Origin of the sequence: Microbispora sp. ATCC PTA-5024 (assembly GCF_000511135.2) — a bacterium.
GTDB lineage: Bacteria > Actinomycetota > Actinomycetes > Streptosporangiales > Streptosporangiaceae > Microbispora > Microbispora corallina.
On the sequence record NZ_KI866524.1, the window covers coordinates 224,705 to 250,786 of the forward strand.

The following is a 26,082-nucleotide window of genomic DNA, read 5'->3' on the forward strand; positions in this document are numbered from 1 at the left end:
GCCCTACGTAGTTTTCCGCATATCCCGCCGGGGTCGCCGGATCTTACGGTCACGGAGGACGGGCCGGGCGCCCGGCGCGTCCTCCCCCTCGTCAACGCCCCGGAAGGGAGCCCGCCCCGTGGCCAGTGACGCCGCCGGCGCTCCGGACATCCTCTCCCCCGAGTTCGCCGCCGACCCCTATCCCGCGTACGAGGTGCTGCGCTCGGACTTCCCGCTGCTGTGGCACGAGGCGACGCGGAGCCACGTCATCAGCCGGTACGCCGACGTGGAGCGCGCCCTTAAGGACCCGGTCTTCACCAACAGGAACTACGACTGGCAGCTCGAACCGGTGCACGGCCGGACGATCCTGCAGATGGACGGCCGCGAGCACGCGGCCAAACGCGCCCTGGTGACGCCGGCCTTCCGCGGACGCGCCCTGGCCGAGCGGTTCATGCCCGTCATCGAGCGCGTCGGAGACGAGCTGATCGGGGCGTTCGCCGCCGACGGCCGGGTCGACCTCGTGGACGGCTTCTCGACCCGGTTCCCGATCAGGGTGATCGTCGACATGCTGGGCCTGCCGCCCGGCGACCACGAGCTGTTCCACCGCTGGTACACCGCCATCGTCGCCTTCATCTCCAACCTCGCCCAGGACCCCGAGGTGGCCGAGGCAGGACTGAGAACCAAGGAGGAGCTGGAGGCCCACGTCCTTCCCATCGTCGAGAGACGCCGGGCGGAACCGGGCGACGACCTGCTGTCCACCCTCTGCACGGCCGAGATCGACGGTGTCCGGATGAGCGACGAGGAGATCAAGTCGTTCGTGAGCCTCCTGCTGGCCGCGGGCGGCGAGACGACCGACAAGGCGATCACGTGCCTCGTGCGCAACCTGCTCGACCACCCCGACCAGCTCGCCGCCGTGCGCGCCGACCGGTCCCTGATCGACCGGGCGTTCGCCGAGACGATGCGGTACTCCCCGGTGGTCCAGATGGTGATGCGCCAGCCCGACGCGGACGTCGAGCTGAGCGGGGGGACGATCCCCGCGGGCAGCACCGTCACCTGCCTGCTGGCCTCCGCCAACCGGGACCCCGCCCGCTACGAACGGCCGGACGAGTTCGACATCTTCCGCACCGACCTCGACGTGGCCCGCGCGTTCACCGCCGGGGCCAACCACACCGCCTTCGCCCTCGGGCGGCACTTCTGCGTGGGGGCCCAGCTCGCCCGCGCCGAGGTGAACGTCGGCGTCGGCCGGCTGCTCGACGTCGCCCCCGACCTGCGTCTTGCCCCCGGCTTCACCCCGGTGGACACCGGGGTCTTCACCCGCGCTCCCGAACGGCTCCTCGTGGAGTTCACCCCCGCGGTCTGACCCGGCCTCATCCCCGCGGTCCGGCGTCCCCGCCCTCCCCGGACCGCGGGACCGGCAGGATCCCCAGACGCTGGGCGGTGAGCACCGCGCCGAGGCGGTCGGAGGCCCGGAGCTTCCGGTAGAGGTTCTCCTGGTGCTTGCCGACCGTCCGGACCGCGATGTTCAGGCGGCGGGCGATGCCGGCGGCCGTGAGACCGTCGGCCATCGCGGTCAGGACCACCAGCTCCCGCGGGGTGATCCCGAGGCCGGCGGCCGCGCCGGCCGCGCCGGGGCCTCCGGAGACCTCGCGCCAGCGCGCGAGATGGCGCTCGTGGCGGTCGAGCGCGACCAGCAGGGGCTGGAGCCGCCGGGCCACGGCCACGTCCCTCTCGGAGAAGTCGCCGTCCGCGAGCTGGACGGACAGGCCGCGGAAGGGCCGGCTCCGCAGCGGGACACCCAGGGCGTGGGTGGTCCCGAACACCTCCCGCATCGTGGCGCAGGCGACCGTGCGCCGCCAGGCGCGCGACGGCATCAGGTCGCTCACGCGCAGCGGCGCGAGCGTGCCGGTCCTGCCGTAGTGCACCGCGAGCGGATGCTCGGCGATGATCGTCCGGTGCACGTCGGACCCGGGAGGCGTCTGCCGGGCCGCGGGCTCCGGCTCGATGTCGAGCATCCGCCCGGCCGACCGGGTGTAGTCGACGTCGACGCGGGTGAACACGTCGCCGCGCAGGAGCGGGCCGAGCAGCTGGCGGCCGATCAGGCTCCACGCGGCCTTCGGCTCGGGGGACTGGAGGAGCGCCGAGGCGAGCTCGAGCATGCGGTCGTAATCACGGGCGGACGGCTGCGGCATGGGGCACCCTGCGACTGGCGACGGCTACCCCCGGGGCATACCCGCCCCGCGTGCCGCCCACGCCCGGGCCGTCAGGGAAGCTCCTCCTGGCAGCGCTCCAGCCAGTCGAGGTCGGCCTGCAGGTGCAGCATGGCCCCTTCGATGAGCAGCAGGGCCACCCGGTTGCCGGGGTCGGTGCGCTCGGCGAGCTCGCCGAGGTCGCGCATCAGCCCCAGGTAGTGGCGGCGCTGCCGGTTGACCAGGGCCATCCGGTCCGACAGGCCCGTCATCGGGGCGAGCACGAGCTTCATGAAGAACTCGTCGCGCACCCGCGGGCCCTCGGTGGGCTCGTCGACCCAGGTCTCCAGCGCCTCCCGGCCGGAGGCCGTGATGTAGTAGACCTTCTTGTTGGGCCGGTTCGACTGCTCGACGTCGACCGACCTGACGAAGCCGTCCTTTTCCAGTCGTCCCAGCGTGACGTAGATCTGGCCGATGTTGGGCGACGGGTACGCGCTGCCGAAGATGGTCTCCAGCGCCTGTTTGAGCTCGTACCCGTGGGCAGGTTCCTTCGCAAGGAGCGCCAGCAGCGGCTGCCGCACGCGCCCACCCCCTGCCTCGAAGCGGTTACCGGAGCGTTACCGGCTCATCCGTTGACGCTCACATTATCGCTATGCATAACATGCATGCACCTACCTAACACGTATGTAACCGGCACTTAATACGGAGGCCATGTGGTTCGCCGAGCCCTCGCCGCGCTGGCCGCCCTGCTGGTGGCCGGGTGCTCGGGCATGGCGGACACCGGCGGGGCCCCCTCCCCCGGCACGGGCGGGACCGGCCCGATCACGCTCGCGATCGGCCGGGACACCACGGCCTACCTCGGGCCGCTGCTCGACCGGTGGAACCGGGCCCACCCGTCCGAACGGGTGACCCTCCTGGAGCTCCCCGAGGCCGCCGACGAGCAGCGCGCCCAGATGGTGGCCAACCTCCAGGCGCACAGCGACGTCTACGACGTGCTCGGGCTCGACGTGGTCTGGACGGCCGAGTTCGCCGACGCCGGCTGGATCGTGCCGCTCGACCGCAGCCTGTTCCCGCTCGACAAGCTGCTCAAGGGGGTCGCCGACACGGCGATCTACCGCGACAAGCTGTGGGCGGCGCCGTACCTCAGCAACGCGGGGCTGCTCTACTACCGCTCCGACATCCTCAAGAAGGAGCACATGAAGCCGCCCAGGACATGGGCGGAGCTGCGCGACGAGGCCACGCGGCTGAGCGCGAAGTACAAGATCGGCGGCTACGCCGGCCAGTTCCTCCCGTACGAGGGACTGACCGTCAACTTCGCCGAGGCCGTGCAGTCGGCGGGCGGGTCGATCATCAGCCCCGACGCCCGCCGGGTGACCATGGACCTCGGCACGGCGCGGACCGCGCTCGACTTCCTCGTCGGCGGCGTCAGGGACGGGTGGATCCCCAGGGAGGCCCTGACGTACAAGGAGGAGGAGTCGCGCCTGGCCTTCCAGGAGGGCCGGCTGGTCTTCGCCCGCAACTGGCCGCACGCGTACGGCCCCGCCACCCACTCCCCCCTGGCGGGCAAGTTCGCGGTCACCCGCCTGCCCGGCCTGAACGGCCCCGGGTCCAGCTCGCTCGGCGGGCTGAACCTCGCCATCAGCGCCTTCTCCAAGCGGCAGAAGTCGGCCCTCGACTTCATCCGCTACTTCACCGGCCGGGACAACCAGCGGCTGGTGCTGACCGAGGGCTCCTTCCCGCCGGTCTGGGCCGAGCTGTACGACGACCCGGCCCTGATCAAGCGGTTCCCCTATCTGCCCGTGCTGAAGGAGGCCATCCTCTCGGCGCGGCCACGGCCGGTCACGGCCGACTACAACCAGGTCAGCCTGGTGATCTCCAGCGCCGTGTCCGGCGCGCTCAACCTCAGCAAGCCAGTAGACGAGACCGTCGCCGATCTGAAGCAGCAGCTCGGCGAGGTGATCCAGCCCGGAGGATAGATATGCGGAAACTCCCCATCGCGGTAGCTCTTCTCGGCGTCGCGGCCGCGGCATGCGGCACCTCGTCCGGCGGGGGCACCCAGGCCGGGTCGAGCAGCGCCCCCGGCGCCGGAGGCGCCAAGCCGCTCGCCGGCGTGAAGATCGAGGTCGCGGCCAAGTGGACCGGCGACGAGCAGGCCAACTTCGAGAAGGTGCTCAAGGCGTTCGAGGCCAAGACGGGCGCCAGCGTCACCTACGCCTCGACCGGCGAGGACACCGGCGCCTACCTCGGCCCCCGCATCGAGGGCGGCAACCCGCCGGACGTCGCGATCCTGCCCCAACCGGGCCTCGTCCAGCAGTACGCCGACCAGGGCGCGCTCAAGCCGCTGTCGTCGGAGGTGCAGGCGCAGATCGACCAGAACTACACCCCGTACTGGAAGGAGCTCGGCTCGGCCAAGGGCCAGGTGTACGGCGTGCTGGTGAAGGCGGCGCACAAGTCGCTCATCTGGTACCGCCAGTCGGCCTTCGACGACGCGGGCGCCCAGCCGGCGACGACGTGGGACGACCTGGTCAGCAAGACCGCGCAGACGCTGTCGGACTCCGGCACCACGCCGTTCGCGCTGTGCGCGGCCTCCGGATGGACGCTCACCGACCTGTTCGAGAACATCTACCTCTCCTCCGCCGGGCCGGACAACTACGACAAGCTGTCCAAGCACGAGATCCCCTGGACCGACGCCTCGGTCACCACGGCGCTGCAGAAGATGGCCCAGGTCGTCGGCAAGAAGGAGTTCATCCTCGGCGGCCCCTCGGGCGCGCTGCAGACCGACTTCCCGACCTGCGTCACCCAGGTGTACGGCCAGAAGAAGGCCGCCATGGTCATCGAGGCCGACTTCGTCGCCGCCTCCGTGCCGCAGTCGGGCGCGAAGGTCGGCGAGGAGGCGAAGATCATGCCGTTCCCGAAGGTGGGCGACACGGCCCCCGTCATCCTCGGCGGTGACGTCGCCGTGGTGATGAAGGACTCCAAGGGCGCGCAGGCGCTCCTGGAGTACCTGGCCTCCAAGGAGGGCGGCGAGGTCTGGGCCAAGCAGCCGGGCTACCTGTCCCCCAACCGCAACGTCTCCCCCGACAACTACCCGGACGACCTGACCAAGCAGCTCGCGCAGACGATCATCTCGGCCGGCGAGTCGGTGCGGTACGACATGTCCGACCTCGCGCCCAGCGCCTTCGGCGGCACCGACGGCAAGGGCGAGTGGAAGGACCTGCAGGACTTCCTCCGCAACCCCTCCGACGTGAAGGGCGCCCAGCAGAAGCTCGAGGCGGACGCCGCGAAGGCCTTCGAGAAGTAAGGAAGGACGGCCGTGACCGAACGGTTGGACGGCCCGCAGGCCCCCGGCGGCGGCGACGCCGCCGGGGAACCCCCCGGTCCGCGAGAAACCCCTCCCGCCGGCGTCACCGCCCCCGTGGCCGCCGCGGCCCCCGCGACGGCCGCGGTTCCGGCCGAGGGCGCGGCTCCCCCGCGCCTCGGTCCGTCGCCGCGGCTGGCGGTGATGTTCCTGCTCCCCGCGGTCCTCCTGCTGGCCGCGTGGATGATCTATCCGCTCATCTACTCCCTCGTCCGGAGCCTGTTCGACGCGAGCGGCAGCCGCTTCGTCGGGCTCGGCAACTACGGGTCGATCTTCACCGACTCCTCGACGCTGACCACGATCAGGAACAACGTCATCTGGGTCGTGGTGGCGCCGGTCGTCGTCACCGCGCTCGGCCTGATCTTCGCCGTGCTGACCGAGCGCATCCGCTGGGCCACCGCGTTCAAGCTCGTGCTGTTCATGCCGATGGCGGTGTCCCTGCTCGCGGCCGGGGTCATCTTCCGCCTCGTCTACGAGCAGGACCCCGACAAGGGCGTGGCCAACGCGATCATCACCACCGTGCACGACACGTTCTCCTCCAGCACCGGTTACCCCGGGGCCCGGCCCCGCGAGAACGACCAGGCGCCCGCCACCGTCCAGGGCGGCGCGGTGGTGGCCAAGCAGCAGGCCCAGCCCGGGCATCCGGTGCTGATCCCGCTCGTCGGCCTCAGCCAGGACCTGGTCAAGGACGCGGCCCCCGCCAAGGCGGCCCCGGCCGACGGCATCGGCGGCACGGTGTGGCTCGACGTCGTCCGCGGCGGCGGCGGCACGCTGAACCAGGTCGACCCGCAGGAGAAGGGACTGGCCGGGATCACGGTCGAGGCCGTCTCCGGCAGCACGGTCAAGGCGACCACCGAGACCGCCGACGACGGAACCTTCCGCTTCTCCGGCCTGCCCGCCGGGTCCTACGTCATCCGGCTGCCGCAGTCGAACTTCACGGCGCCGTTCAACGGCGTGACCTGGCTCGGCCCGGCGCTGATCACGCCCGCGATCATCGGGGCGTACATCTGGGTGTGGGCAGGGTTCGCCATGGTGCTGATCGCCGCCGGCCTGTCGGCGATCCCCCGGGACGCGCTGGAGGCCGCGCGGATCGACGGCGCCACCGAGTGGCAGGTGTTCCGCCGGATCACCGTGCCGCTGCTCGCGCCGGTCCTGCTGGTGGTCTTCGTCACGATGGTCATCAACGTGCTGAAGGTCTTCGACCTGGTCTTCATCATCGCGCCCGGCTCGGTGCAGCCGCAGGCGAACGTCATCGCCCTGGAGATGTGGCGGGTGTCGTTCGGCGGCGGCGGCAACCAGGGCCTCGGCAGCGCCCTGTCCATCTTCCTTCTGCTGCTGGTGGTGCCGTTCATGATCTTCAACATCCGCCGGTTCAGGAGGGACGAGTCATGACGACGACCGTGGCCGGGCAGCCGCGGCACGCGATGGCGATCCAACGCGGCCTCGCGAGCAGGGTCATCGACCGCCTGGGCGGCGGGGTCGTCCAGGTCTTCCTGGTCCTGGTCGCCGTGTTCTGGCTGGTCCCGACGCTCGGGCTGCTCGTCGTGTCGCTGCGCAGCGAGACGGCGAACAACTCCACGGGCTGGTGGACGCTGCTCACGAAGCCGGCGGAGATCACCTTCAAGAACTACTCGAACCTGCTGGCGTCGGGGTTCGGGCAGTCGTTCTGGAACACCGTGCTGATCACGGTGCCCGCGACGCTGCTGGTGATCGGCATCGCGGCGATGGCGGCGTACGCGTTCGCGTGGATCGAGTTCCCCGGCAGGGACGCGGTCTTCCTCGTGGTCATCGCCCTGCTCGTGGTCCCGGTGCAGATCGCGCTGATCCCGATCGCCAAGCTCTACGGGTTCCTCGGGATCTTCGGCTCGATCCTGGGCGTGGTCCTCTTCCACGTGGCCTTCGGCCTGCCGTTCGCGATCTTCCTGCTCCGCAACTTCTTCGTGGGCATCCCGCGTGAGCTGCTGGAGGCGGCGCGGATGGACGGCGCCCCGGAGTGGCGGATCTTCGCGACCGTCGTGTTCCCCCTGGCCAAGCCGGCGATCGCGTCGCTCGGGATCTTCCAGTTCCTGTGGGTCTGGAACGACCTGCTCGTCGCGCTGGTCTTCGCGGACACGGACAACCAGCCGATGACCAAGGCCCTGCAATCCCAGATGCGGCAGTTCGGCACCAACGTGGACATTCTCGCGCCGGGAGCCTTCCTGTCGCTGATCATCCCGCTGGTGCTGTTCTTCGCCTTCCAGCGGTACTTCGTCCAGGGCCTGCTCGCGGGCTCGGTCAAGTAGGGGCGCCTGAATGGTGTCCGGATGCGCGCTTCACGGGGGAATAAGCGCGCATCCGGACTAGGCCCCATTCTGTACGGCTGGAACCCGCGTTGTCCCGAGATCGGCAACCTCAGCGGGTTCCGGGGATGAGGCGTCGGATGCCCGCCTTCACGGGGGTAGGCGGGCATCCGATCTTTTCGTGAGCGACGCCGTGCGAGACTGGAAAAGCCGATAGAGTGCGCGACCATGGCAGGACGTCCGTTGCACGAAGTCGTCGAAGCCGGATGGGCCGAGGCCCTCGCCCCCGTCGCCGAGCGGATCGCCGCGATGGGCGACTTCCTCCGGCAGGAGATCGCCGAGGGCCGGCAGTACCTCCCGGCCGGCCCGAACGTCCTGCGCGCGTTCCAGCAGCCGCTGTCCGACGTACGGGTGCTGATCGTGGGCCAGGACCCCTACCCCACCCCCGGGCACCCGGTGGGCCTGAGCTTCTCGGTCGCCCCCGACGTCCGCCCGCTGCCGGGCAGCCTGGTGAACATCTTCAAGGAGTACATGGCCGACCTCGGCTACCCCCCGCCGTCCAACGGCGACCTCACCCCCTGGACGGAGCAGGGCGTCCTGCTGCTCAACAGGGTGCTGACGGTCATGCCGGGCAAGCCCGCCTCCCACCGGGGCAAGGGCTGGGAGGAGGTCACCGAGCAGGCCATCACGGCGCTGGTCGCCCGCGGCGGCCCGCTCGTGGCGATCCTGTGGGGCCGTGACGCCCGCAACCTTCGGCCCATGCTCGGTCAGGTGCCGTGCATCGAGTCGGCCCACCCGAGCCCGCTGTCGGCGCGCAGCGGCTTCTTCGGCTCCCGGCCGTTCAGCCGCGCCAACCAGCTTCTGGAGCAGCAGGGCGCGGCTCCCGTCGAGTGGAAACTGCCCTGATGGCTGCCGATAGGATCACCACCATGAGCGATGGAACGGACACGGCTCGCTATCTCCGCCTCACCGTCGACCTGGTGGTCGAGGTCCTCGATGTCGGCGCGCTGCAGGCGGCGGCGCTGAGCGAGATCCGCGACCCCCAGACCGAACTGGACGACGCCGAGCGCCAGGAGCAGATCGAGCTGGTCAACTCCGATGAGACCGGAGCCGCTGCGCTGCAGTGGCTCATCGAGCCCGACCACGTGCTGGGCCTGGTCGAGCACGTGACCGAGGTGGAGCCCCGCGAGGCCATGCTGGGCGTCGAGCCGTCCGACGGCGTCCTCGACGAGGACGAGGACGGCCACGATCACGATCACGATCACGACGGCCCTGGCCACCTCGCCTGACTCTTCCCCCCGTATACCTTGTCCGGACGCGTGCCGGGGCGGCCTCCTCCGTCACCGGCACGCGTCCGCGACGTCCGCTCACGGCCCCGCGCGGCGTACCGCGCGGGGCCGCGTGCGCTGGTGGTGGGCCCCGCGAAGCGTGCCGTGCGGGGCCGCAGCCCCAAGTCCGGGCGCGGACCCGCGGGGCATGGCGTGCGGTGACGCAGCCCGTCCCGGCGCGGACCCGCGGGGCATGGCGTGCGGTGACGCAGCCCGTCCCGGCGCGGACCTGCGGGGCATGGCGTGCGGTGACGCAGCCCGTCCGGGCGCGCACCTGCGGGGCGGTGCCGTGCGGGGTCGCACCTGAACGCGGGCGCGGGCCTGGGGTGCGCTCGCGTCAGGGAGCGGTCTTGCGCGCCACGCCCGACACCCCGAGGACCGCGAACTTCCGCTGCATCGCCGGCTCGATGAACCCGCTCTGGTCGATCATCTCGAAGTCGCCGAAGAACCCGGCGACCTCGGCGACCGTACGGGGAAAGAGGTTCGACGAGCTCGCGGCGTAGACGTCCTGGACCTGCTCGGTGTCGAGGGCCCGTTGCTCGGTGCGCGTCATGTGGGTGATGACGAGGTGGCTGCCCGGGGCCATCGCGTCGCGCAGCAGGGCGACCTGCTCGTACGGATCGGGCAGGAAGTGGAGCACCGCTACGAGGAGGACGGCGACCGGCTCCGCCCAGTCGACCAGCCCCGTCGCGGCCGCCTCCGACACGATCTTCTCAGGCTCGCGGAGGTCGCCCTCCAGGACGGCGACACCCGGCGAGCCCGCCAGGATGGCGCGTCCGTGCACGCACACCACAGGGTCGTTGTCCACGTAGACGGTGCGGGCGGCGGGGTTCACCGACCGGGCGGCCTCGTGCACGTTGTCCTGCGTGGGCAGTCCCGCCCCGATGTCCAGGAACTGGCGGATGCCCGCCTCCCCCGCCAGATGACGGACCGTCTGCCCAAGGAAGCGGCGGTTGTGCCGCACCCCGTCGCGCGACTCGGGGAACATCATGAGGATCTTCTCCGCCGCCTCGCGGTCGGCGGCGAAGTTGTCCTTGCCACCCAGCATGTAGTCGTAGATGCGGGCGGCGTTGGGCGTAGAGACGTCTATGCCCCGAGGGGGATCACGGTCCGCCATGCCCGGATCATATTCGTACCGGACCGGCGGAGAGGGGCGTTTCCGGGCACCAGGCCCGATGATCCTCGGTTCCGTCACGAGCTCAGCAGCTGCTCGCGCCGCTGGGCGAGCTGTTCCTGCTGGCGGGAGAGGTCCGCGCAGCGGGCGCCGAGCTGGTCGACCATGCCGCCGGCCCATTCGGCGACCTCCCGGACCGCCTCGGCGGTGCGCGCGATCCGCTGGTGTTTCAGGGCGTCGGTGATGATGTTGTCGAAGAAGACGTCCGCGAACCAGCGGGTGTCCACCTTCGGCAGCTGCGGGGAGGCGGCCACGCCAATGTCGGCCAGCTCCCGGGAGAACCGGTCGAGCTCGCGCTGTGCGTGCCAGGCCGCCTCGTCCGCCTGCCGAAGGTGGCCGTGCTCCACCATGTCGGCGAAGCCGCCTCCGGCGCCGAACATGTCGAACGTGGAGGCACCCCGGGCGCTGCCCAGATGCCGCAGGACGTACCCGACCGCCTGGCTCGCGGCCATGCCGGCCTGGTGGGCCTCCTGGTGCTCGCGCAGGTCGGCCGCCGTGTCGGCGAGGCGGGCGGCGAGGTCGGCCAGGTCGCGGCCCCGGGGGTCGCCCGACTCGACCAGCATCCGCTCCTTGCTGGCCAGCAGCACCTCCAGCTCGTGCTGCGGGGCGCCCAGCGCGGCGAGTTCCTGGTCGGTGGTCCGGAGGTCGGAGGTGAGCCACTCCAGGCGGGACCGCTGGCCGGCCACGCGCTGCCGCGCGGCCGCCGCCTCCGCCCGCTCCCTGGCCAGCCTCTCCTCCTTGTTCCCGGTCAGCCCGGACAGGAAGGCCGAGAAGCCGCCCTGCTCCAGCTTCACGACGTCCCTGTCCTCCTTGGCCAGCTGGCGTTCCAGCCCGACGAGGAGGTTCCCGACCTCGTCGATCTGCCCCAGCAGGGTGACGCGTTGCCGGGTCAGCTGGTCCCGGCGGCGGGCCCGGTCGCGGGCCTGACGGATCTCATCGTCGATCGCGGCGAAGTCGGTCACAATCTCCAGACGCACGGCCCGCCCGGAACGTTCCCCATGTCCGGGAGGGGGTGTCAGGGCACGAGAACGATCTTTCCGGTCACGTGCCCGGTCTCGCCCAGCTCGTGCGCTTTGGCGACCTCGTCGAGCGGGATCACCTGGTCGACGTGGAGGGTGAGCCGCCCGGCCTCGACGAGGGCGGTGAGCTGGGCGAGGTCCGCGGCCGAGGGCCGGACGCTGACGGCCTCCACCCGCACTCCCCGCTCCGCGGCCTCCTCGGGCGTGATCCCGAGATTGGCGGGGAGCGCGCCCACGAGCAGGCCGCCGGGCCTCAGCAGCCGGGCCGACCGCTCGCCGTACTCCCCGCCGACCAGGTCGAACACCACGTCCACCGGGCCGGTCTCCGAGACGAAGTCGGCCGTCGTGTAGTCGATCAGCTCGTCGGCGCCGAGGCCGCGGAGGAAGTCGTGCTTGGCCGCCCTGGCGGTGCCGATGACGTGGGCGCCACGCGCCTTGGCGATCTGGACCGCCAGGTGGCCGACGCCTCCGGCGGCCCGGTGGATGAGCACGCGCTGCCCCTCCTCCAGCCGGGCGATCCCGACGAGCGCTTGCCAGGCGGTGAGGCCCGCCATCGGGAGCGCGCCCGCCTGCTCGACGGCCAGGCCCGACGGCCTGCGGACGATCTCGTCGGCCGAGGCGACCGCGTACTCGGCGTAGGCGCCCGCCTCGGCCGGATAGGCCAGCAGGCCCAGGACCTCGTCGCCGGTGGCGAAGGCCGACACGCCGGCGCCCGTCTCCTCGATCGTGCCCGCGGCGTCCCAGCCCAGGACGAACGGCGGGTCGCCGAGCAGCGGGTAGTAGCCGGACCGCACCGCGGCGTCCACCGGGTTGTAGGCGGCGGCCCCGACTCTGAGCAGAACCTGCCCGGGACCGGGCTCGGGCCGGTCCGTCTCCTCCGCCCGCAGGACGGAGGGGTCGCCGAAGGCGGACTGCGTGATGGCTCGCATCTCGAACTCCTCGAGTGAGGGAACTCTGCCGGCGTCAATCGTGCGCGATCGCGGTATCCAATCGAAAGAAGCCACCTTTTGGTGGTATAGGTACCTCAGGGAAACCATGCCACGGCTGCGTCAGGCGGCGAGGAGACCGGGCGTGTGGTGGGGGCGGTCGCCTGTGGTGCCCTCGGCGGGGAGATCGACCCTCAGGCAGGCGCGGCCGGCCACGGCGGGTGTGAGCCGCACCAGGAACGGGTCTCCCTCCGGATCGGGCGACCCGGCGACCTCGGCCACCTCGCGGCCGGCCAACCGAATCCGCCGGTCGATCGTCCGGAGGAGGGCGTGCGGTTCACGGGCGTGCGGTTCACGGGCGTGCGGTTCACGGGCGTGCGGATGGCGGGTGTGCGGTTCGCGGGCGAGCCAGGCCAGATGGCCGGAGAGCAGGTGCTCGGCGACGGGGAGCAGGGTCGCGACGGCGCACAGGCTGTGCGGGCAGGGCCCGCCGTCCAGGACGACCTCCGGGAGGCCGAACCGGCTCAGACCCCGGCTCGCCACCCGCAGGCACGTGCACACGCCGGCGCCGAGCGGGTCGCAGGCGGCGCCCGAGCGGCTCTCGTCGACGTCCACGGCCCAGCCGAGCCAGTCGTCGCCGACCCGGAACTCCTGCCGCTCCCCCGGGCAGTCGGGACAGTGGTCCACCACGGCTCCCGTCAATGGATCGACGATCACCCCGCCGTAGGCTTCGGCGACCCCGCGGGCGGCCGCCCTGGCCGCCTGTGCCGCCTCGGGTTGCTCGGTCACGGGGGCGGTGCTCGACACCACGACGTGGTAGCGGGCCCGGTGGACCTGTTCATGGGGACCGGCGGGCAGGTCCGTCCCGCGCCAGGGCGACCGGCTCTGCCGGTACGCCTCGATCTCCAGCCGGGGCGTGCCGAGCGCGTCCATGGCCCGGCGCCGGTGCGCCCGTCCCATCCGCCACGGCACGATGGACGACAGCTCCGTGGGCGTGCGGTCCGCGGCCACGACGAACACGGACGTCGTCTCCGCCGGAACCGAGTAGCTGATCTTCATGCGGGCCTCCTCCGTTCGCTGGAGACCTCAGAGTGCCTCTCCGGCTCCCGGCCCCTCCCCGCCGAACACGGTTCTGTGGAAAACCGGTACGCATCCTGGGTGAAGCGCACCCTCCCTTGCGACCCCTTCAACCAAGTCGACCGCTTTACCCTCGGATTCATGGACAATCCGGACGTTGCCGGTGGCGAGAATGCGCTGGGCGCGTTCCTGCGGGAGCGGCGCGCGCTCGCCAAGCCGGAGCAGTACGGCATCGTCTCCCAGGGTCGCCGCCAGGTGAGGGGCCTGCGGCGCGAGGAGGTGGCCATGCGCGCCGGGCTGAGCACCGGCTACTACACGAGACTGGAGCAGGGGCGGGAGCGCAACCCCTCGCCCGAGGTGCTGCGGGCCGTGGCCCACGCGCTCCGGTTCGACGAGCCCTCACGGGCCAAGCTGGAGATGCTGGCCCGGTCCCTCACACGGAACGTGCGACCGCGCGGCGAGAAGGTGAGCCCCCATCTGCTGCGGCTCATGGACGACCTGGCACGTCACCCGGCCTTCGTCCTCGGGCACGCGTACGACATCCTGGCCCGCAACCGGCTGGCCGCCATGCTCCTGGGCTGCTTCGCCGAGGCCGACAACCTGGCCCGGATGGTGTTCCTCGACCCCGCGGCCCACGACTTCTACCGCGACTGGGAGCGCGCCGCGCAATCCGTGGTGGCCGCCCTGCGCCCGCCGGCCGCGCGGATGCCCGACGATCCCCGCCTCACGGCGCTCGTGGGCGAGCTGTCGATGAAGAGCAGTGCGTTCCGGCGCCTGTGGGGGCGCCACGACCTCACCTGTAAGACGTCCGAGGCCAAGGCCTTCCGCCACCCCGAGGTCGGCGACCTCGACCTCCACTACGAGGCGTTCGCGGTCAACAGCTCCCCCGGACAGCAGCTCGTCGTGTACCAGGCCGAGCCCGCATCCCCCTCAGCCGACGCCCTCGCGCTGCTCGGCACCCTCGCCGCCTCCCGTGAGGAGCGCGTACGGGACGAGGACCGCCCCCGCAGATGAGCGGTCAGGCTCGCGGGAGCCGGACCACGAAGGCCGCCCCGCCCGCCGTCGACCGCTCCACGTGCACGTCGCCCTCGTGGCCGTACACGATGTTGCGCACGATCGCCAGGCCGAGTCCGGTCCCGCCGCGCTCGCGGCAGCGGGCGGCGTCCAGGCGGGTGAAGCGGTCGAAGATCCGCTCCCGGTCCGCCTCGGCGATCCCCTCCCCGTCGTCCGCAACGACGAGTTGCGCCGCCGCGCCGGTGGGGCAGACATGGACGAGCACGAGGGTCCTCGCGTGCCGCTGCGCGTTGTCGAGCAGCTCCGCGATCATCCGCCTGAGCCTCGCGACCATGCCTCGCACCAGCACTCCCGGCTCGGCGTGCACCTTGACGTCGATCCGGTCGGCGCGCCGGGCCAGCTCGGTCCGGACCAGCTCGCCCAGATCCAGCAGGACGGGCTCGGCCGGCTGGGCGGCGGCCTGGAGCTGAGCCAGCAGGTAGAGGTCGTCGACCAGCGACTGCAGTCGTTCCACGTCGTTGAGCGCCCGTTCGAGCAGGTCGTCCACGTCGATCTCACCCGGATGCAGGCGGGCCTCCTCCAGCTGGGCCCGCAGCCCCGCGATGGGCGTGCGCAGCTCGTGGGACACGTCGGCCTCGAACCGCCGCTGCCAGTCGATGGCCCGGTACAGCCTGCCCGACATGGTGTCGATGCCGCGCTTGATGCTGCGTTCCAGCTCATCGAGTTCGCAGAGGCACTCGCGCAGGTGGCGGAGTGATGTCATCACCGGGCTCCTTCCCCCGACCGGCAAGAGGAATTACCCCAAAGGGCTACATACCCGCCTCTTCTGCCGCTTTCGCGGGCAAGCCACAGACGGCACGACGGGTCGAGCGAGGGTCCGGAGCGGCTCCGTCAGACCTGGACGATCGCGAGGGACTGGGCGGGCAGGTAGACGTCGCCGTCGATCGTGCGGACGGCCTCGTCGGAGGCGAGGACGATCCGGGTGGCGCCCGGCGAGAGCCGTACGGGGACGGGGAGGGAGCCGACGTTGGCGACGACCCGCAGCGAGCCGCGCTCCACCACGACGAAGTGGCGGTCCTCGTCGACGCGGACCCCGACCCGGTCGAGGCGGGGATCGGCGAGGTCGGGGTGCGACTTGCGCAGCGCGATCAGGTCGCGGTACCAGCCGAGCAGCGAGGCGTGGCCGTCCTCCGACAGCTCGTTCCAGTCGAGCTTGGAGCGCAGGAACGTCTCCTCGTCGCCCGGCTCGGGGGCCTTCCAGTCGTAGCCGAAGCCCTCGAACTCCTTCCGGCGCCGCTCGCCCTCACCCTCGGCCAGATGCGGCTCGAAGTGGTCGGTGAAGAAGTAGAACGGCGTGCTGGCGCCCCACTCCTCGCCCATGAACAGCATCGGCGTGAACGGCGAGGTCAGCAGCAGGCCGGCGGCGACCCAGAGGTGCTCGGGCTCCATCCGGTCCCCGTTGGGCCGGTTGCCGATCTGGTCGTGGTTCTGTACGCAGCAGACGAACCGGTAGCCCGGGACGCCCGTCGCCGGCCGGCCGTGGCTGCGCCCGCGAAAGCTGGAGTAGGTCCCGTCGTGGAAGTACGCCGAGGTGAGCACCTTGGCCAGGGCCGACAGCGCCCCGAAGTCGCGGTAGTAGGCCTGGGTCTCGCCGGTGACGGCGGCGTGGATGGCGTGGTGAACGTCGTCGTTCCAGCTCGCGTGCATGCCGAGGCCACCCGCCTCGCGAGGGGTGACCATGCGGGGGTCGTTGAGGTCGGACTCGGCGATCAGCGTGAGCGGCCGGCCGACGATCGCGGACAGCGCGTCGACCTCGGCTGACAGCTCCTCCAGGAAGTGGACGGCGCGCTTGTCGTGCAGCGCGTGCACGGCGTCGACCCGGAGCCCGTCGATGTGGTAGTCGCGCAGCCACTGCAGCGCGTTCTCGATGAAGTAGCGCCGCACGCCGTCCGAGCCGGGGCCGTCGAGGTTGACCGCGTCGCCCCAGTAGGACCCCTTCGCGTCGTGGAAGTACGGCCCGAACTTGGCCAGATAGTTGCCGGAGGGGCCGAGGTGGTTGTAGACGACGTCGAGGATCACCCCGAGGCCGGCCTGGTGGCAGGTGTCGACGAAGCTCTTCAGCCCGTCAGGACCGCCGTACTCCTCGAACACCGCGTAGAGGTCGACGCCGTCGTAGCCCCAGTTGCGGGTGCCGGGCACCGGGGCGACCGGCATGATCTCCACGAAGTCGACGCCCAGGTCGACCAGGTGGTCGAGCTTCTTGGCCGCCCCGCGGAACGTGCCCTCGGGGCTGAAGGTGCCGACGTGCAGCTCGTAGATGACCGAACCGCGCAGGTCGCGGCCGTGCCAGTCCTGGTCGCCCCAGGTGTACCGGCCGTGGTCGTGGACCCGGCTCGGCCCGTTCACGCCGTACGGCTGCTGCCGGGTGCGGGGGTCGGGGAACGGGCCGTCGCCGTCGACGTAGAAGGCGTAGTCGAGGCCGTGCTCGTCGCCGGGGGCGGTCCACCAGCCGCCCTCACCCGAGGTCATGTCGTGCCGGTCGCCCCTGTACTCGACCTCGACGCGCGTCGCCTGGGGCGCCCAGACCTCGAACATGCTCACTCCCCCTGCCGTAACCGTGCACCCACCCACTTTCCCTGATGTGCGGCGATATTCACCCTTCCAGGATCGCGATGGGGTAACAGGACAGCAGGTGGGCCATGGGGATCCGGCCGGTGTGCTCCGCCCCGGTGAGCAGGTCGCGCCAGCGGCCGGGCGGCAGCGCGAGGGTCTCGCTCCCCCAGCCGCCGCGCCGCTCCAGCCCGACCGGCAGCCGGGTCGCCACCGCGACCGCCCGGTCGCCGCGGGCGAAGGCGATCGCGTGCTCCCCCGCCTCGATCGGCGTGTACGGCGCCTCGGGATCGAACCGCTGCCGCAGCTTGAGGGCGGTGGTGGTGACGAGCAGCTTCTGGCCGTCCCAGCTGTCGTCGGGGGCGGCGAGCAGCCGGCGCCGCCGCCCGAAGTCGACGGGCCGCCGGTTGTCGGGGTCGACCAGGGAGAAGTCGGTGATCTCGTTGCCCTGGTAGACGTCGGGCACGCCCGGCATCAGCAGCTGGACGACCTTCTGGCCCAGCGAGTTGACCCGGGCGTACCGGTCGACGACCTCGGTGAACGAGGCCACGGAGTAGCCGCACACCTCGATCGCCCGGCGGGCGAACTCCCTGACGCCGTCCTCGTAGGCCGGGTCGGGGTTCATCCAGGAGATCGTGGTCTTGGCCTCGCGGGCCGCCTTGAGGAGGTAGTCGGTGAAGCGCTCGACCGAGATGGGCCAGGCCGCCATGAGCGACTGCCAGGCGAGGTAGTCGAGCCGGGGGTCGAAGGACACCGACGCCGCCCAGGAGTCGACGGCGAGCGCCCACTCCTCCGGCATCTCCGACAGGACGGCGAGGCGGGCCCGGACGTCCTCCGAGCGCTTGGTGTCGTGGGTGGACAGCGTGGTCATCGTCCGGGGCGGGAGCCCGGCGGCGAAGGCGTGGAACTCGGCCGGCGACACCCCGAACCGGTCGGGCTCGCCGCCCACCTCGTTGAGGCAGGCCAGCGGATACCAGCGGTAGAGCGCGGTGTCCTCCACGCCCTTGGCCATCACCGGCCCGCAGGTCTGCTGGAACCTCGTCACCGCCTCGGGCGGGCCGTACAGGACGAGGTTGGCGGTCTTGGCGACGGCGTCGGGGTCGGTGCGCGCCGCCGCCTCGCGGGCGGCCTCCTGGATCAGCCGCACCGACTCCTCCGGCGGCTGCTCCCCCGGGTTGACGTACGCCCGGTAGACGGGCATGGCGGCCAGCAGCTCGGCGACGGCGTCGCGCAGGCCGGGGTCGCCGAGGTCCGCGGTCAGCCGGTCGACCTCGCCGCGGAAGAACAGCTCGATGACGTGCTTCTTCGACTCGTGCCGCACGTCCTCGTAGCCGTCCTGCACGCCGGTGTGGCGGGCGAACGTCTCGATCAGCCGTTCGCGCGAGGACGGGTCGACGAACAGCCGGGTGATCATGTTGAGCGCGTCGTATCCCGTCGTGCCGTCGCACGGCCAGTCGGACGGGAGCCGCTCGTCGTCGATGAGGATCTTCTCCACCCACAGCGGCCCGGGCACGTGGGGACGCAGCCGGCGCAGGTAGCCGCGGGGGTCGGCCAGGCCGTCGGGGTGGTCGACGCGCAGGCCCTCGACGACCCCCTCGTCGATGAGGCGGAAGGTCACGGCGTGGGTCGCCCGGAACACCTCCGGGTCCTCCACGCGCAGGCCCAGCAGGGACGACACGTCGAAGAACCGGCGGTATCCCGGGCTCTCCCGCCAGTTGACCAGGCGGTAGTGCTGGGCCTCCAGCAGCTCCGGCAGCGGCAGGTGCCCGGTGCCCGGGCGGATGGGGAACTCGTGGTCGTAGTAGCGCAGGACCTGCCCGTCGACCACGAGGCCGCCCGGCTCGTCGCCGAGCACGGGGAGCGCCACCGGCCACTGGAAGTCGAACCAGCGGGCGTGCGGCGACTCGGGTCCGTCACGCAGGGCCGACCAGAGCTGGACGTTCTCCGACTCCGGCAGCGGGACCGTCATGTGGTTGGGCACGATGTCGGAGATCAGCGGCATCCCCCGTGCAGCCAGCGCCCGCAGCCCCTCCTCGCCGCCGAACTCGTCGCGGATCCGGGCGTGGTCGACGACGTCGTAGCCGTGCCGCGACTCGCGGACGGCCTGCAGGATCGGCGACAGGTAGAGACGGCCGGCCCCGAGCTCCCGCAGGTAGTCCACGAGGTCGGCGGCCTCCGCGAAGCCGAAGTCCGGCGTGAGCTGGACACGGTAGGTGGATGTCACGGAACCGCCCTTCGAGTCGACTGGCCGGCGCCCCGCCCGCGCACCGGAAACCGCGGCGGGACAGGACCTCCGCCCAGGCTACGTGCCTTTCATCGGACGCCCGACCGAGATCGGCCGCCCTGTGGACAACCGGCGCCCGGCGTCACTCGACGCGGCGCAGGACCCGGACCGAGCGGCCGGCGACCGGCACGCCCTCGCCGGCCCGGCACACGCGCGACTCGCCCGGCATCGGCGTGGCCGTGTCCAGCTCGGTCGCCCACATCTCGCCGTAGTCCTTGGGCACGGTGAACTTGATCACCTCGTGGTGCGCGTTGAACAGCAGCAGGAACGAGTCGTCGCTGATCCGCCTGCCGCGGCGGTCGGGCTCGGTGATCGCGGCGCCGTTCAGGAACACCGCGAGCGCCTTGGCGTACCCGTTGTGCCAGTCGGCGTCCGCCATCTCCGTCCCGGAGGGCGTGAGCCACGCGATGTCGCTGAGCTGGTCGTGCGAGCCCCGCACCGGCCTGCCGTAGAAGAAGCGGCGGCGGCGGAAGACCGGGTGGTCGCGGCGCAGCCGGGCGAGCCGCCGGGTGAACTCGAGCAGTTGCCGCTTCTCCCTGACCTCGGCGTCGTCCACCGAGCCGTCGCCCTCGTCGAAGATCGCCGACCAGTCCACCCAGCTGATGTCGTTGTCCTGGCAGTACGAGTTGTTGTTGCCGCCCTGAGTGCGGCTGATCTCGTCGCCGTGGGACAGCATCGGCACGCCCTGCGACAGGAACAGCGTGGTCAGGAAGTTGCGCTTCTGCCGCTCGCGCAACTGGGCCACCGGCCCGGTGGCCGGGCCCTCGACCCCGCAGTTCCAGGAGCGGTTGTCGTCGGCGCCGTCGTGGTTGTCCTCGCCGTTCGCCTCGTTGTGCTTGTCGTTGTACGACACGAGGTCCTGCAGGGTGAACCCGTCGTGGCAGGTGACGAAGTTGATCGACGCGGCCGGGCGCCGGCTGTCGTCCTGGTAGAGGTCGCTCGACCCGGTCAGCCGCGAGGCGAACTCGGGCAGCGCGGCCGGCTCGCCCCGCCACAGGTCACGGATCGTGTCGCGGTAGCGGCCGTTCCACTCGGTCCAGCGGGCCGGGAAGTTGCCGACCTGGTAGCCGCCGGGCCCGACATCCCACGGCTCGGCGATGAGCTTGACCTGCGACAGGACCGGGTCCTGCTGGACGAGGTCGAAGAACGCGCTCAGCCGGTCGACCTCGTGCAGCTCGCGCGCCAGCGAGGCGGCCAGGTCGAAGCGGAAGCCGTCCACGTGCATGTCGCGCACCCAGTAGCGCAGCGAGTCCATGATCAGCTGCAGCGAGTGCGGGCTGCGCATCTGCAGGCTGTTGCCGGTGCCCGTGGTGTCCATGTAGTAGCGGCGGTCGTCCTCGACGAGCCGGTAGTAGTTGGCGTTGTCGATGCCCCGCATGGACAGGGTCGAGCCCAGGTGGTTGCCCTCGGCCGTGTGGTTGTACACCACGTCGAGGATCACCTCGATGCCGGCCTCGTGGAGGGCCTTGACCATCGCCTTGAACTCCAGCACCTGCCCGCCGCGCTCCTGCGAGCTGGCGTACGCGTTGTGCGGCGCGAAGAAGCCGATGGTGTTGTAGCCCCAGTAGTTCGACAGCCCCCGCTTCTCCAGCATGTGGTCGGTGACGAACTGGTGCACCGGCATGAGCTCGATCGCCGTCACGCCGAGGCTCGTCAGGTGGTCGATGATCTCCGGGTGGCCGAGCGCCGCGTAGGTGCCCCGGATCCGCTCCGGGATCCTCGGGTGGTTGATCGTCAGGCCCCGCACGTGGGCCTCGTAGATCACCGTGTCGTGGTACGGCGTCGCCGGCGGCCGGTCGTGCCCCCAGCCGAAGAACGGGTTGACCACGATCGACCGCGGGACGTACGGCGCGGAGTCGCTGTCGTCACGGCTGTCCGGCTCGCCGAAGCGGTAGCCGTACACGGCCTGGTCCCACTGGACCGCGCCGTCGACCGCCTTGGCGTACGGGTCGAGCAGCAGCTTGCTGGGGTTGCACCGCAGCCCCTCGCCCGGGGAGTACGGCCCGTGGACGCGGTACCCGTACCGCTGGCCGGGCCCCACCCCGGGCAGGTAGCAGTGCCAGACGAAGCCGTCGACCTCGGTGAGCGCCACCCGCTCCTCGTTGCCGTGGTCGTCGAACAGGCACAGCTCGACGCGCTCGGCCACCTCGCTGAACAGCGCGAAGTTGGTGCCGGCGCCGTCGTAGGTCGCTCCGAGGGGATAGGAGTCCCCCGGCCAGATCTCCCTCACGGGACCTCCTCGCCCTCTGGCCCGGCGGTCCACACGGGAAGGTCCCGGCGCCCACCGGCTCTATGGTCGCGCTCGCTGCCGAGCCCCCTCCCAGGGTGCCCGCTCACAAGATCGTGTAGGTGACAGTGGTTCACAAGACATCGTGCCTGCCCAGAAAAGCCTTCGACAGTCCCGCCACGTTAACTGCGGGTATTGGAAAGGGGTGAACGCCGCAAATGGGCGTTCACCCCAGTGATCTCCTCGGGATCAGGCCGCGACCTCGGAATACTCCGCGGCGTCGCCGCGCAGGACGGTCGAGGGGCGCCCGTCGACGCCCACCGGCACGTCCCCGGCGACGGTCACGCGCTGCAGCCGCCGCGGCTGGGCGCCGAAGTCGTGGATCACCCGGTGCTGGGTCGCCCGGTTGTCCCAGACCGCGACGTCGCCGGGCGCCCAGTGCCAGCGGACCGTGTTCTCGGCCTTGGTCACCTGCTGCTGGATCAGCCGGATGACCGCCTCCGACACGTCGGAGGGGTGGCCGGCGATCCGCCGCGCGAAGTCGCCGAGCAGAATCGACCGCTCCCCCGTCTCGGGGTGGACCCGGACGACCGGGTGCTCGGTCTCGTACACGGTGGAGGCGAAGACCTCGGCGTGCGCCTTCGCCCGCTCCGGGTCGTCGGCGAACGCGACGCGCGCGTAGTCGTAGGCGTTGGTGTGCACCGCGCGCAGCCGTTCCACCAGGTCGCGCAGCTCGGCCGGCAGGTCGAGGTAGGCGGCCACGGTGTTGGCCCACAGGGTGTCGCCCCCGGCGGACGGCACCTCGATCGCGCGCAGCACCGACGCCTGCGGCGGCCGGTCCACGAACGTGACGTCGGTGTGCCAGCGGTCCACCTTCTGGCCGCCGCGGTAGTCGAGGTCGAGGATGTTGCGGTGCCCGTCGAGCGCGGGCACGGTCGGGTGCGCCGTCGTGAGCGGGCCGAGCAGCCCGGCGAAGGCCACCTGCCCCTCGGCGTCGAGGTGGTCCTGCCCCCGGAAGAAGATCACCTTGTGCCGGAGCAGCGCGTTCCCGATCTCCTTCAGGGTGGCCCCGTCCAGGTCGCCTCCGAGCTTCACGCCGGAGACTGTCGCCCCGATGCGGCCGGCGACAGGAGAGATGTACAGGTCAGCGGACATGTCTTGAGCGCCTTTCCTTTGTCGTCCAGTACGGCCTCGCCGTACGAAGGGGAGAGCGGGGATCAGGCGGTGCGACACAGGGCGCCGGCCACGCGGCAGAAGTCCACGTGGCCGCGCCGGGTGAGCCCCTCGGATGGCGTCATGGGACCGACGCTAACCCGACATTCCATGCAAAGCAAGTAGGTTTTGTGGTTATAGCTCGGCGAGCAGGTCGAGGACGGCCCGCTCGTACACGAGCGCGCCGGACCGGCGGACGAAGCCCAGGGCCGACCGCAGGCGGGCGGCCGCCTCCTCCCGCTCGCCGAGGGCCAGCGCCAGGCGGCCGAGGCAGAGGTCGGCCACCGACCACCCGAGCAGCCGTCCCGCGTTCGGCGCGAGCCGGTCCCGGAGGTCCGCGGCCGCCCTTCCCGCGTCCACGGCGGCGCGGACCGCCGGATCGTCCGCGGACGCCAAGGAGAGGCAGACCTCGCTGAGCAGGTCGGGGATGAACCGGTACGCCAGGTCGCCCTCCACGTCGGCGAAGCCGTCGCGCGCCAGTGCGGCGAACGCCTCCGCGGCCTCCGCGCGCCTGCCGAGGTCGAGCAGCGCGGCGCAGCGCAGCACCCGCCAGCCCGGCTGGCCGGGGCGGTCCTCCAGAGCGCGGCCGGCCAGGTCGAGCGCCCGCGCCGCGTCGCCGCGCGCCCGTGCGACCACGCAGCGGAAGACGCGAGCGCGCAGCTCGGCGTCGTCGCGCCCGAGGCCGCCCTCGGGATGGACCCTCGCGGACTCCACGGCCTCCGCGAGCGCCCGGTCGAGGTCGCCTCCCAGGTAGGCCCGCACGGCGGACAGCCAGGCCGCGAGGCTGAGCAGGGCGGGCTGCCGCACCCTGCGGGCCGTGTCCGTCAGCCACTCAAGAAGGGGGTCGGCCGCCGCCGTCTCGCCCTGCTTGACCAGCTCGAAGTACTCCGCCTCCCGTGCCAGCCACTCGGCGACCAGGTCGCCCGTCCGCGCCGCGACCTCGGCCATCTCGTCGATCGCGGCCTGCCGCTCGGCGTGCGCGGCCACGCCGCGCGACAGGATCTCGTACGCGCTGAGCCCGCGCAGCAGCGCCCGGTCGTCGCCGCGCCGCCGGGCCAGTCGTACGGCCTCGGACGCGAGGGCGACGCTCTCCTCGACGGGACGGGAGAAGTAGCCGGTGACCGCGGAGGCGGCGAGGAGCTGAGCCCGCCAGGGCGAGCGGTCGTCCCGCTGAGCCCGCAGGGCCGCCTCGATCCCGGCGGCGAGGGAGCCGCCCGCCGCCCACTCCTCGTACCCGGCCCAGGACAGCGGATCGGATCGGCCGAGGGCGGCGCGCGCGAGCCGCTCGTCGTCGCCGAGGCGCGCGGCGATCCCGGCCGCCTCCTGCAGCGCGGCGTGCGCCCGGCCCGTCGACCCGGCCGCCGCCAGGGCGTCGGCCAGGTCCAGCAGCAGGTCGCAGTGGAGCGCCGGGTCCGCCGGGGAGAGCCGGTCGACGAGCGCGACGGCCTCCCGCAGGTGCCCCGCGGCGTCCTCGTGGGCGAACTGGGCGGTCGCGTGGGCGGCGGCCCGGCGCGCGCAGGCGATCGCCACCTCCGGCGTGCCGGAGACCGGCAGCCCCTCGCGGTAGTGGTGGGCCAGCTCCGCGGGATGGGCGCCGCGCCGTTCGAGCGCGGCGGCGATCCGGGCGTGGACCCTGCGCCGGCCCAGCGGCGGGAGGCCGTCGCGCAGGGCCTCGCGCACGATGTCGTGAGCGAACCGGTACACCAGGTCGCGCTCGACGAGCAGCCGCGCCCGGACCGCCGCGTCGAGCACGTCGAGCGCCGCGTCGCGCGGCACCCCGGCCACGTCGAGCAGGACGTCCAGACCCGCCTCGCGGCCGAGCAGCGCGGCGGCCGCCAGGACCTCGGGGGCGCCCGGCGGCAGCGCCGCCACCCGGGCCGCGACCACGTCGGCGACCGCGCCGGGCGCGTCCTCCCCCAGGTGGGCGACCTCGCCGAGGAAGAACGGGTTGCCGCCGGTCCGCCTGGCCACCTCCGCCGCCCGGGCGGCGTCGGCGCCCGCCCTGCGCAGGTACTCGGCGACGTCGTCCTCCCCCAGGCCGCCCAGCGTCACCCGCTCGACCTGCGGGAGCCGGACGAGCGTGCCGAGGGTCCGCGCCAGCGAGGCGCCCACCTCGGTGTCCCGGTACGTCGCGACCACGGTCAACCCCGGGCACGGTCTGGTCGTGGCCAGGAACTCCAGCAGCCGGAGCGACGACGGGTCGGCCCAATGGATGTCGTCGAGCACGACCAGCACCCGGCCGACGTCGCCCATCAGCCGGGCGAACGCGTCGTACAGGGCGAACTCCCCCTTCGCCCCCAGCATCTCGGCCAGCTCGCCCCGGCGCCCGGTGAGCCGCCGTACGGCCTGGGCCCAGGGCCAGAAGGGCGGCGCGCCCGGGCCGTCCCAGCAGCGGCCGGTCGCGGAGCGGGGCGCCAGGCGGGCCGCCTCATCGGCGAGGGCCGTCTTGCCGATGCCGGGCTCCCCGGCGAGCAGGACGATCCGGTCCTCCCCCGCCCCGGCCGCCCGGCGCAGCACCTCGTGCTCGGCCGCGCGTCCGACCAGACGGCCGTCCGCCGCCACGGGCGCGGCGGAGGCCCGGGGCGTGAGCGAGGGGTCCTGCGCGAGGATCCGCCGTTCGAGCTCGCGGGAACGGGGATCGGGGTCGAGCCCCAGCTCCGTCACGAGCACGCGGCGGCCCTCCGCCAGGAACGCCAGCGCCTCGGCCTGCCGTCCGGCCTGGTAGAGCGCGTGGGCGTGCAGGCGGCGCAGCCGTTCACGCAGCGGGTGGGCCCCGGTGAGCCGGGCCAGCTCGGGCACGAGCTCAGGTCCGAGCCCGCGCGCGAGGTCCGCCTCGGCCGCGTCCTCCAGGATCGTCAGCCGCAGCTCGGTGAGGTGGGTGATCTCGTCGCGGGCCCACGCCTCGCTCTCGAACCCGGTCAGCGGCTCTCCCCGCCACTCGCTGAGGGCCAGCCGCAGCTCGCGGGATCCGCCGGCATGGTCGCCCGCGGTCAGCAGCCGCCTGCCCTCGGCGAGCCGCGCGGTCGCCCTGGTCAGGTCGAGCGCGCCCGCCGGGATCTCCATGGCGTACCCGCCCGGCCTGCTGACCAGCACGGACGACGCGCTCCTGCGGGTGCGCCCCGGTTCGAGGACCCGGCGCAGCTTCGACACGTACGCCTGGACGGTGGTGACGGCGCCGCGCGGGGCGCCGCCGGGCCACAGCGCGCCGATGACGGCCGCCGTGCTGACCGGGCGCGGCGCGGCGAGCAGGCACAGCGCCAGCACGGCGCGCTGCTGGGACGGCCCGGCGTCGAGCGGCGTTCCCTCCTCGTCGAGGACGGTCACCGGTCCGAGAAGCCGGAACTCCACCACGTCTCCCTCGTCCGCGTCTCCCGCGAGCGTATCCGCCCGGGAAGGCCGGAACCTCCGG

At 72.2% G+C, this 26,082-nt stretch carries 20 protein-coding genes; 8 read left to right on the plus strand and 12 right to left on the minus strand.

Annotated elements, in window-relative coordinates; all coding sequences use genetic code 11:
• The first annotated feature begins 118 nt into the window (after positions 1–118).
• Positions 119–1,339, plus strand: a complete 1,221-nt coding sequence (locus MPTA5024_RS21775; protein ID WP_036327463.1) for a cytochrome P450 — start codon at positions 119–121, stop codon at positions 1,337–1,339.
• Positions 1,340–1,346: 7 nt separating this feature from the next.
• On the opposite strand, the gene MPTA5024_RS21780 is transcribed toward MPTA5024_RS21775, so the two are convergent.
• Together MPTA5024_RS21780 and MPTA5024_RS21785 are read right to left on the minus strand one after the other, a co-directional pair.
• A complete protein-coding gene (locus MPTA5024_RS21780) occupies positions 1,347–2,168 on the minus strand; it encodes a helix-turn-helix transcriptional regulator (RefSeq protein ID WP_157099639.1) in 822 nt (273 codons plus the stop codon).
• Between the two features lie 71 nt (positions 2,169–2,239).
• On the minus strand, positions 2,240–2,746 hold the full coding sequence (locus tag MPTA5024_RS21785; RefSeq protein WP_036327466.1) for a PadR family transcriptional regulator: 507 nt from the start codon (positions 2,744–2,746) through the stop codon (positions 2,240–2,242).
• A gap of 132 nt (positions 2,747–2,878) precedes the next feature.
• Between MPTA5024_RS21785 and MPTA5024_RS21790 the strand changes: the two genes are divergently transcribed.
• The 6 genes from MPTA5024_RS21790 (at position 2,879) to MPTA5024_RS21815 (ending at position 9,091) form a co-directional block, all read left to right on the plus strand.
• On the plus strand, positions 2,879–4,141 hold the full coding sequence (locus MPTA5024_RS21790; RefSeq protein ID WP_036327468.1) for an ABC transporter substrate-binding protein: 1,263 nt from the start codon (positions 2,879–2,881) through the stop codon (positions 4,139–4,141).
• A gap of 2 nt (positions 4,142–4,143) precedes the next feature.
• Positions 4,144–5,466, plus strand: a complete 1,323-nt coding sequence (locus MPTA5024_RS21795; protein WP_198167320.1) for an ABC transporter substrate-binding protein — start codon at positions 4,144–4,146, stop codon at positions 5,464–5,466.
• A gap of 12 nt (positions 5,467–5,478) precedes the next feature.
• Positions 5,479–6,915, plus strand: a complete 1,437-nt coding sequence (locus MPTA5024_RS21800; protein WP_036327470.1) for an ABC transporter permease — start codon at positions 5,479–5,481, stop codon at positions 6,913–6,915.
• Complete coding sequence (locus tag MPTA5024_RS21805; protein ID WP_036327472.1) at positions 6,912–7,805, plus strand: carbohydrate ABC transporter permease; 894 nt, start codon at positions 6,912–6,914, stop codon at positions 7,803–7,805. Before MPTA5024_RS21800 ends, MPTA5024_RS21805 begins: the two co-directional genes overlap by 4 nt.
• A 225-nt stretch (positions 7,806–8,030) precedes the next feature.
• Positions 8,031–8,708 carry a uracil-DNA glycosylase gene (locus tag MPTA5024_RS21810; protein ID WP_036327475.1) on the plus strand — a complete coding sequence of 226 codons (678 nt, stop codon included), beginning with the start codon at positions 8,031–8,033 and terminating at the stop codon, positions 8,706–8,708.
• 23 nt (positions 8,709–8,731) lie between these two features.
• The gene (locus MPTA5024_RS21815; protein ID WP_036327479.1) at positions 8,732–9,091 is read left to right on the plus strand and encodes a hypothetical protein; all 360 of its coding nucleotides are present in this window, start codon (positions 8,732–8,734) and stop codon (positions 9,089–9,091) included.
• A gap of 376 nt (positions 9,092–9,467) precedes the next feature.
• Here MPTA5024_RS21815 and MPTA5024_RS21820 read toward each other — a convergent pair whose 3' ends face one another.
• The 4 genes from MPTA5024_RS21820 to MPTA5024_RS21835 form a co-directional block, all read right to left on the minus strand.
• Complete coding sequence (locus tag MPTA5024_RS21820; RefSeq protein ID WP_036327481.1) at positions 9,468–10,247, minus strand: SAM-dependent methyltransferase; 780 nt, start codon at positions 10,245–10,247, stop codon at positions 9,468–9,470.
• Positions 10,248–10,321: 74 nt separating this feature from the next.
• Positions 10,322–11,281: a hypothetical protein gene (locus MPTA5024_RS21825; RefSeq protein ID WP_157099640.1), complete on the minus strand. Its 960-nt coding sequence runs from the start codon at positions 11,279–11,281 to the stop codon at positions 10,322–10,324.
• A gap of 38 nt (positions 11,282–11,319) precedes the next feature.
• On the minus strand, positions 11,320–12,252 hold the full coding sequence (locus tag MPTA5024_RS21830) for an NADP-dependent oxidoreductase (RefSeq protein ID WP_036327483.1): 933 nt from the start codon (positions 12,250–12,252) through the stop codon (positions 11,320–11,322).
• A gap of 120 nt (positions 12,253–12,372) precedes the next feature.
• Entirely contained in the window at positions 12,373–13,308 is a 936-nt protein-coding gene (locus MPTA5024_RS21835; RefSeq protein WP_036327485.1) for a hypothetical protein, read from the minus strand.
• Between the two features lie 159 nt (positions 13,309–13,467).
• Between MPTA5024_RS21835 and MPTA5024_RS21840 the strand changes: the two genes are divergently transcribed.
• A complete protein-coding gene (locus MPTA5024_RS21840) occupies positions 13,468–14,340 on the plus strand; it encodes a helix-turn-helix domain-containing protein (RefSeq protein ID WP_051458498.1) in 873 nt (290 codons plus the stop codon).
• A gap of 4 nt (positions 14,341–14,344) precedes the next feature.
• Here the strand turns inward: MPTA5024_RS21840 and MPTA5024_RS21845 are convergent, their stop codons facing one another.
• The 6 genes from MPTA5024_RS21845 to MPTA5024_RS21870 form a co-directional block, all read right to left on the minus strand.
• Complete coding sequence (locus MPTA5024_RS21845; protein ID WP_051458499.1) at positions 14,345–15,103, minus strand: sensor histidine kinase; 759 nt, start codon at positions 15,101–15,103, stop codon at positions 14,345–14,347.
• A gap of 128 nt (positions 15,104–15,231) precedes the next feature.
• A complete protein-coding gene (gene treZ / locus MPTA5024_RS21850; RefSeq protein WP_198167321.1) occupies positions 15,232–16,935 on the minus strand; it encodes a malto-oligosyltrehalose trehalohydrolase in 1,704 nt (567 codons plus the stop codon).
• A gap of 58 nt (positions 16,936–16,993) precedes the next feature.
• A complete protein-coding gene (gene treY, locus MPTA5024_RS21855) occupies positions 16,994–19,174 on the minus strand; it encodes a malto-oligosyltrehalose synthase (protein WP_036327489.1) in 2,181 nt (726 codons plus the stop codon).
• A 142-nt stretch (positions 19,175–19,316) separates the two neighbouring features.
• The gene (gene glgX, locus MPTA5024_RS21860; protein ID WP_036327492.1) at positions 19,317–21,464 is read right to left on the minus strand and encodes a glycogen debranching protein GlgX; all 2,148 of its coding nucleotides are present in this window, start codon (positions 21,462–21,464) and stop codon (positions 19,317–19,319) included.
• A 246-nt stretch (positions 21,465–21,710) separates the two neighbouring features.
• Positions 21,711–22,616, minus strand: a complete 906-nt coding sequence (locus MPTA5024_RS21865; RefSeq protein ID WP_036327494.1) for a TauD/TfdA dioxygenase family protein — start codon at positions 22,614–22,616, stop codon at positions 21,711–21,713.
• A 192-nt stretch (positions 22,617–22,808) separates the two neighbouring features.
• A complete protein-coding gene (locus MPTA5024_RS21870) occupies positions 22,809–26,021 on the minus strand; it encodes a BTAD domain-containing putative transcriptional regulator (RefSeq protein WP_198167322.1) in 3,213 nt (1,070 codons plus the stop codon).
• Positions 26,022–26,082 lie beyond the last annotated feature (61 nt).

Coding starts and splice junctions, on each gene's coding strand:
- MPTA5024_RS21780 (WP_157099639.1), bottom strand. CDS start 2,168: ATGCCGCAGCCGTCCGCCCGTGATTACGACCGCATGCTCGAGCTCGCC.
- MPTA5024_RS21795 (WP_198167320.1), top strand. CDS start 4,144: ATGCGGAAACTCCCCATCGCGGTAGCTCTTCTCGGCGTCGCGGCCGCG.
- MPTA5024_RS21805 (WP_036327472.1), top strand. CDS start 6,912: ATGACGACGACCGTGGCCGGGCAGCCGCGGCACGCGATGGCGATCCAA.
- MPTA5024_RS21810 (WP_036327475.1), top strand. CDS start 8,031: ATGGCAGGACGTCCGTTGCACGAAGTCGTCGAAGCCGGATGGGCCGAG.
- MPTA5024_RS21815 (WP_036327479.1), top strand. CDS start 8,732: ATGAGCGATGGAACGGACACGGCTCGCTATCTCCGCCTCACCGTCGAC.
- MPTA5024_RS21820 (WP_036327481.1), bottom strand. CDS start 10,247: ATGGCGGACCGTGATCCCCCTCGGGGCATAGACGTCTCTACGCCCAAC.
- MPTA5024_RS21830 (WP_036327483.1), bottom strand. CDS start 12,252: ATGCGAGCCATCACGCAGTCCGCCTTCGGCGACCCCTCCGTCCTGCGG.
- MPTA5024_RS21835 (WP_036327485.1), bottom strand. CDS start 13,308: ATGAAGATCAGCTACTCGGTTCCGGCGGAGACGACGTCCGTGTTCGTC.
- MPTA5024_RS21840 (WP_051458498.1), top strand. CDS start 13,468: ATGGACAATCCGGACGTTGCCGGTGGCGAGAATGCGCTGGGCGCGTTC.
- MPTA5024_RS21845 (WP_051458499.1), bottom strand. CDS start 15,103: ATGACATCACTCCGCCACCTGCGCGAGTGCCTCTGCGAACTCGATGAG.
- treZ (WP_198167321.1), bottom strand. CDS start 16,935: ATGTTCGAGGTCTGGGCGCCCCAGGCGACGCGCGTCGAGGTCGAGTAC.
- MPTA5024_RS21865 (WP_036327494.1), bottom strand. CDS start 22,616: ATGTCCGCTGACCTGTACATCTCTCCTGTCGCCGGCCGCATCGGGGCG.